Source organism: Vibrio sp. 1F263 (assembly GCF_041439035.1).
Lineage (GTDB): Bacteria > Pseudomonadota > Gammaproteobacteria > Enterobacterales > Vibrionaceae > Vibrio > Vibrio tasmaniensis_A.
The window spans coordinates 77,848-84,856 of sequence record NZ_JBGONI010000020.1 but is presented as its reverse complement, the minus strand read 5'-3'; the positions used below and the strand labels follow the sequence as shown (position 1 = coordinate 84,856).

Below are 7,009 nucleotides of genomic sequence, written 5' to 3'. Positions count from 1 at the left end.
GGTTCTGGGTCACCAGGGCCATTTGAAAGGAAAACACCGTCTGGGTTCAGAGCAAGTACTTCTTCAGCAGAAGTTTCAGCAGGAACAACCGTTAGGCGGCAGCCGCGGTCAACAAGCATTCGTAAGATGTTTCGTTTTGCACCGAAGTCATAAGCAACAACGTGGTATGGCAATTCAGAGTCTGCTTTCGCTTCAGGAAGTCCACCCGTAAGCGTCCACGAACCTTGTTTCCATTGATACGCTTCTTTTGTTGTAACTTCTTTCGCAAGGTCCATACCTTTCAGGCCAGGGAATTCTTTTGCTTTAGCTAGAGCCAAAGCTTCGTCTAAATTTCCATCGTTTACTGAAGAGCCAGCTACGATACAACCGTTCTGTGCGCCTTTTTCACGAAGAATACGCGTCAGCTTACGAGTATCGATATCAGCGATACCAACAACGTTTTGCGACTTAAGGTAATCAGAAAGGGATTGTTCATTACGGAAGTTAGAAGCGATTAGAGGGAGATCGCGAATCACAAGGCCTTGAGCGTGGATTGAAGAAGATTCTTCGTCTTCGGAATTGGTTCCGGTATTGCCAATGTGAGGGTAAGTAAGGGTAACGATTTGTTGAGAATAGGAAGGATCAGTGAGGATTTCTTGGTACCCCGTCATCGAGGTATTAAAAACGACTTCACCAACTGCAGAACCTACAGCGCCAATGGCTTCACCGTGAAATACTGTCCCATCTTCTAGGACGAGTAGTGCTGACTTCTTCAAGACAACCTCCAGAAATAAAAATGCATTAAAATTGATTTAATTTGCAAATCTACCTTCCTGCAACACCAAAAACTGCGTGTTTATGGAAATTAGACAAATTGGCGGTATTTTAGTGATCTGCGTGATACGTGTCAACATTTAACGCAAAAGAAATTAAACATTTGTAAGAACTAATTCAATTTCCTTTACCAAAGCTTCAAAAGTTCAACTTTCATACTCAATTAATAGGAATATTACGATTTTCTAATTTTCACCCGTCATTTTAGCTAACCATAGAGTGCCAAAAATATCAGCGACAAAACGCAATCGATAAATACCAAGAGAAAACATAATAATTTAAAGATCTAAAACAAAAAACACACTAAGGCCTGCATAAATAGCATAAAAATAGAGGGGAAATGGCGATAAGAAGAAAGTAGAAGGAAGATTGTAGAAGAGAGATTATTAAGGAAAAGCCACCAAATAAAGAAAGCGCCGGCAATTGCCAGCGCATAAATATCTATTTATAGATCGTTTAAACCAAGGACGTCTGTCATGGTATAAAAGCCTGCTGGCTTATCATTTAGCCAAACAGCTGCCTTTATCGCACCATTAGCAAAGGTCATTCTATCCGTTGCTTTATGGGTAATTTCAACGCGCTCACCAATATCAGCAAACATTGCGGTATGCTCGCCAATGATGTCACCGGCACGGATTGTCGCAAAACCAATCTCATCTTTGGTACGCTCGCCCGTAATGCCTTCGCGTGACCATACAGCGACATCGTTTAGCTCATTGCCCATCGCACCAGCGATCGCTTCGCCCATACCAATCGCAGTACCTGACGGTGCATCGACTTTATGACGGTGATGAGCCTCTACGATTTCAACATCACAGTAATCGCCCATCACTTTAGCAGCCTTCTCTAACAGCTTAAAAACCAAGTTCACACCAACGCTATAGTTCGGTGCCATTACGATAGCCATCTCTTTTGAAGCCGCATCGATAACCTGCTTTTCTTCTTCAGAGAAACCCGTAGTGCCGATGATCAGTTTTTTACCGTGACGTTTACAAAGTTCAATATTCGCTAATGTGCTTACAGGTGCGGTAAAGTCGACGATCACGTCAAACTGTTCAATCGCTTTCGAAAGGTCATCAACTAGAGCCACATCAAAACGACCTTCACCGCATAACTCGCCGACGTCAACACCGACCAAAGATGATTCTGGACGTTCTGAACCAGCACCAACGCTTGCTTCTGAATTATGGTGAGCGGCTTTCACCAAGTTACGACCCATACGGCCAGCTGCTCCTGCAATTGCAATTCTTACCACTGCGAATATCTCCATTGTTTTGGTTACCGTTGCCACTTATCTCTTGCAGCAACGTTCAATCGATTAATCTCTTTAAACTAACAACAATCTCAAACTCAGGCTAGCAATTACGAAAACTCTTTTATTACTCGCTCTAAAATTGGCACGTTTGCTTCGGGGAAGGCGTATTGACTCAATGATTCAAGATCGACCCATTCACCTTGTTGACCTTCTTTACCATAAGGCTGTTGCTCGAATTCGGTCACAAGGATGAAATCAAACTTAAGTGACTTATCCGTATAGTCAAACTCAAGGTGTTCAAACAAAGTCTGTTCTGTCACCTTAATACCAATCTCTTCATCAAGCTCACGAGTCATTGCTTGTTCGATGGTTTCGCCCGCTTCAACCTTGCCACCTGGAAATTCCCAAAAACCGCCTTTGTGTTTATCGTCTGGGCGCTTAGTGATAAATACCTGTGACTTATCTTGATTGAAGATGATGCCCGCTACAATGTGGATTCTTTTCATATGATGGTGTTCCTTCTATGTCCCTAGCGTCATTCCCTACAATGAGGAACGAATTAGATAGGGAATCTGCTCTTTTGTTAGTTCGAAAGATCCCCGATTCGCTCGTCCCTCACTCTCGAGGATGACGCTATCGAAACCTTATTATTTTCACATACAAAAAGAGCCGCCTAAGCGACTCTTTTTATCAATAAGTTTGTGTGAAGCTAAGCTGTGACGTGGTAAGTGCAAGGAGGAGGCACGGAGCTTACGTTAGTAAGTGAGTACCTCCGACACTGCAATTATCCGTTACAGCGAAGGTTCACCAAACTTAGTCTATTTTACCGTGACACTGTTTGTACTTCTTACCACTTCCACATGGACATGGTTCGTTACGACCCACTTTACGCTCATCGCGTACTACCGTTTGTGGAGATGCCGCATCCGCTTCATCGTCAGCTAGCTGGTTTTCAGCCGTTGCATGTTGTGCTTGTGCACGACGCGCCGCTTGTTCAGCTTGAGCTTGACGTTGAGCTTCCATCTTTTCAACTTCTTCTTGTTGCTGAACACGAACTTTAGAAAGGATGGTCACAACGTCTGTTTTCAGTACATCTAGTAGGCCTTCAAACAGTTCAAACGACTCGCGCTTATACTCTTGTTTCGGGTTCTTCTGAGCATAACCACGTAAGTGGATACCTTGACGAAGGTGATCCATCGCAGCCAAGTGCTCTTTCCAAAGGCCGTCTAGCGTTTGTAGCATCACAGACTTCTCGAAGTTACGCAGTACTTGAGCACCAACCACTTCTTCTTTCTGTTTGTAAGAATCAACCGCCATACCAAGAATGCGCTCACGCAATGCTTCTTCATAAAGCTTGTCGTCTTCGTCTAACCAACCTTGAATGTCAAAGTCTAGATCGAAGTCATTCTTCAGACGATCTTGCAGACCCGCAATATCCCACATATCTTCAAGAGACTGAGGAGCGATGTATTCATCAATAACTGACGCCAGTACATCTTCACGGTTGTGTTCGATCATTTCACTGATGTCATCTGAACTCATCAGTTCATCACGTAGCTCATAAACAACCTTACGTTGGTCATTGGCTACATCATCGTACTCAAGAAGCTGCTTACGGATGTCGAAGTTACGACCTTCCACTTTACGTTGTGCTTTTTCAATTGAGCGAGACAGCATCTTAGATTCAATCGCTTCGCCTTCGTCCATACCACTTTGGATAAGACCAGCCATACGATCAGACGTAAATATACGTAGTAGAGAATCTTCCATTGATAGGTAGAAACGAGAAGAACCCGCATCACCTTGACGACCAGAACGACCACGTAGCTGGTTATCGATACGGCGAGATTCATGACGCTCAGTACCAATGATGTGCAGACCACCTGACTCAAGTACTTTATCGTGAATGATTCTCCAATCAGCTTTGATCTTCTCGATCTGCTCTTTGGTTGGGTTCTCTATCTTCTCAAGTTGTGCCTGCCAGCTACCACCTAGCACGATATCGGTACCACGACCGGCCATGTTAGTTGCGATAGTTACCGCACCAGGCATACCAGCTTGTGCAACGATCTCAGCTTCCATTTCATGAAACTTAGCATTTAGAACGTTGTGCTTAATTTTTGATTTTTTCAATGCGTTAGACAGCAGTTCAGATTTCTCGATAGAAACTGTACCAACCAGTGATGGCTGACCAGCCGCTACACGGTCTTTGATGTCTTCAATGATCGCATTGAACTTGTCTTCTTCAGTACGATAAACCACATCTGGCATATCGTTACGAACCATAGGCTTGTTGGTTGGGATAACCACCGTTTCTAGGCCGTAGATAGACTGGAATTCGAACGCTTCTGTATCAGCAGTACCTGTCATACCTGACAGTTTTTCATACAGACGGAAGAAATTCTGGAATGTGATCGATGCTAATGTTTGGTTTTCATTTTGAATCTTCACACCTTCTTTAGCTTCAACAGCTTGGTGTAAACCTTCAGACCAACGACGACCTGGCATAGTACGACCAGTATGTTCATCAACGATAACCACTTCGCCTTCTTCAGTAACGATGTAGTCGACGTTTTTCTCAAACAATACGTGTGCACGAAGCGCAGCATTCACATGGTGCAATAGGCTGATATTGGTTGGAGAGTAAAGTGTGTCACCCTCTTCCATCAAGCCGTTTTTGACCATTAGTTCTTCTACAAACTCTTGACCGTTTTCAGTCAGGTGAACCTGTTTTGATTTTTCGTCCATGGTGTAGTGACCTTCACCACGGTACTCTTCTGAATCTTCTTTATCTTGACGCTCTAGAGAAGGAATTAGAGTGTTAATGCGCGTATAAAGGTCAGAACTATCTTCAGCGGGGCCAGAGATAATTAACGGAGTACGAGCTTCATCAATTAAGATTGAGTCAACCTCATCGACTACAGCAAAGAAGCGCTCACGTTGAACTCGGTCTTCAGCACGGAAAGCCATGTTGTCACGAAGGTAATCAAAACCAAACTCGTTGTTTGTTCCGTATAGGATGTCAGCTTGGTACGCTTCTTTTTTCTCTGGCGGAGCCATGTTTGCCACATTCACGCCAACAGTCATGCCAAGGAATTCAAATAATGGGCGGTTTGTTTCCGCATCACGCTTCGCTAGGTAATCGTTCACCGTTATTACGTGAACACCTTTGCTTGGTAGCGCGTTTAGATAAGCTGGTAGGGTTGCGGTAAGTGTCTTACCTTCACCAGTACGCATCTCTGCAATTTGGCCAGCATTTAGAACCATGCCACCAATCATTTGCACGTCAAAATGACGCATGCCGTAAACACGCTTCGACGCTTCACGTACCGTAGCGAATGCTTCAGGTAGAAGTTGATCTAACGATTCACCTTTATCTAAGCGCTCACGAAACTCAACCGTTTTTGCTTTTAGTTCATCGTCTGAAAGAGCTTCAAACGTTGGTTCGAAGTTATTAATTTCTTTTACAATTTTTCTAAGGCGGCGCAGTGTTCTGTCATTGCGACTGCCAATTACCTTTGTCAGCAGCTTAGTAATCATGTGCTTGGAATCTCTTCGTTCTCAGATCGTCCGCGATCTATTTTAAATGCCGTCAGTCTCTACTAGCTATAAACTAGTCTTTAGTTACTAACCAAGGATACTGAGATAAATCTAGTATCTTTGATATTGTACTTGAGAGTAGAGTTTTCAAGGCTTCAGTTAAAATTAATGCCCTCTAGTGTAAGTAATTTTCACACCAACGACCATTTATAACCCCATTTGTTTGATGTGCTTGGTACTTTTCTTTCTAATTGTTGATGGATTAGCCAGACTGTAGCCAAATACTAGGCAACTTTTAAATACTGACGACACTGTATCTGGAAAATAGATACAAAAAAACCAGGTCAATGACCTGGTTTTCAAAATCTTATATTGTCGTAAACAACAATTACGCTAGAACCATTCCTGGTTCAGCAAACGCAACAGGAGAGCCAACCTCTTCTTCGAATGTTGCCCATTCCCAAGCTTCTGCATCAGCAAGTACTGCGCGTAGTAGTTGATTATTTAGGCCGTGACCTGATTTGTATGCACGGAATTCACCAATAATAGCGTGTCCACACATGTAAAGGTCACCAATCGCATCTAGCACTTTATGCGTTACGAACTCGTTTTCGAAACGTAGACCTTCTTCATTAAGAATTCGGTATTCGTCTAGTACGATTGCGCAATCAAAGCTACCACCCAAACACAAGTTTTGTGATTGTAGGTATTCAATATCACGCATGAAGCCGAAGGTACGAGCACGAGAAATTTCTTTCACAAAGCCTTGTGAAGAAAAATCAAACAACAGGTGCTGTTCATCAGATTCAATTGCTGGATGGTTGAATTCGATTTCGAAGTCCATACGGAAGCCGTTAAATGGCACAAACTCTGCCCACTTATCGCCATCTTCAAAACGGATTGGCTTTTTGATTCGAATAAAACGTTTCGCTGCATTCAGTGTTTCTACACCCGCTTGTTGTAGCAAGTATACGAATGGGCTTGCGCTACCATCCATAATTGGGATCTCTGGTGCATCGACTTCAACAATAATGTTGTCAATGCCCATGCCCGCTAGAGCTGCGTTAAGGTGTTCCACTGTAGAGATACGTACGCCTTCGTCATTAACAAGAGCAGTACATAACATAGTGTCACGAACTGACGCTGGATCAGCTGGGAAATCTACAGGTGGATTTACATCTGTACGACGATAAACAATACCTGTATTTGCAGCTGCCGGGCGAAGAGTAAGTGTGACTTTACGACCAGAGTGGAGACCCACACCAGTTGTTTTCACAATTTCTTTCAGAGTACGTTGTCTGATCATCTGCTTGCCTCGTTATCAGTGCTACAAATCACGGTCAGTATTTACCGACCGCGAATTTTACCATTAATTCGACGATAGTCAAACTTTGGGTATTT

5 protein-coding genes are annotated in these 7,009 nt (G+C 43.3%); all 5 read right to left on the bottom strand.

What is annotated here, in order from left to right; translation table 11 throughout:
- A partial coding sequence (locus ACED25_RS13950; RefSeq protein WP_371695469.1) for a carbamoyl phosphate synthase small subunit occupies positions 1 to 755 on the bottom strand: 755 nt, incomplete at its 3' end.
- A gap of 503 nt (positions 756 to 1,258) precedes the next feature.
- Positions 1,259 to 2,083 carry a 4-hydroxy-tetrahydrodipicolinate reductase gene (gene dapB, locus ACED25_RS13945; RefSeq protein WP_020477212.1) on the bottom strand — a complete coding sequence of 275 codons (825 nt, stop codon included), beginning with the start codon at positions 2,081 to 2,083 and terminating at the stop codon, positions 1,259 to 1,261.
- Positions 2,084 to 2,175: 92 nt separating this feature from the next.
- On the bottom strand, positions 2,176 to 2,574 hold the full coding sequence (gene mutT, locus ACED25_RS13940) for an 8-oxo-dGTP diphosphatase MutT (RefSeq protein WP_009848390.1): 399 nt from the start codon (positions 2,572 to 2,574) through the stop codon (positions 2,176 to 2,178).
- A gap of 307 nt (positions 2,575 to 2,881) precedes the next feature.
- Positions 2,882 to 5,608, bottom strand: coding sequence for a preprotein translocase subunit SecA (gene secA / locus ACED25_RS13935; protein ID WP_009848389.1), 2,727 nt, complete (start codon positions 5,606 to 5,608; stop codon positions 2,882 to 2,884).
- 388 nt (positions 5,609 to 5,996) lie between these two features.
- Positions 5,997 to 6,914 (bottom strand): UDP-3-O-acyl-N-acetylglucosamine deacetylase, encoded by a 918-nt coding sequence (gene lpxC, locus ACED25_RS13930; RefSeq protein WP_009848388.1) that lies wholly within the window; start codon positions 6,912 to 6,914, stop codon positions 5,997 to 5,999.
- Between the last annotated feature and the right edge of the window lie 95 nt (positions 6,915 to 7,009).

Excerpts from the sequence above, each read along its gene's own strand:
- dapB (WP_020477212.1), bottom strand. The coding sequence starts at position 2,083 with ATGGAGATATTCGCAGTGGTAAGAATTGCAATTGCAGGAGCAGCTGGC.
- mutT (WP_009848390.1), bottom strand. The coding sequence starts at position 2,574 with ATGAAAAGAATCCACATTGTAGCGGGCATCATCTTCAATCAAGATAAG.
- lpxC (WP_009848388.1), bottom strand. The coding sequence starts at position 6,914 with ATGATCAGACAACGTACTCTGAAAGAAATTGTGAAAACAACTGGTGTG.
- secA (WP_009848389.1), bottom strand. The coding sequence starts at position 5,608 with ATGATTACTAAGCTGCTGACAAAGGTAATTGGCAGTCGCAATGACAGA.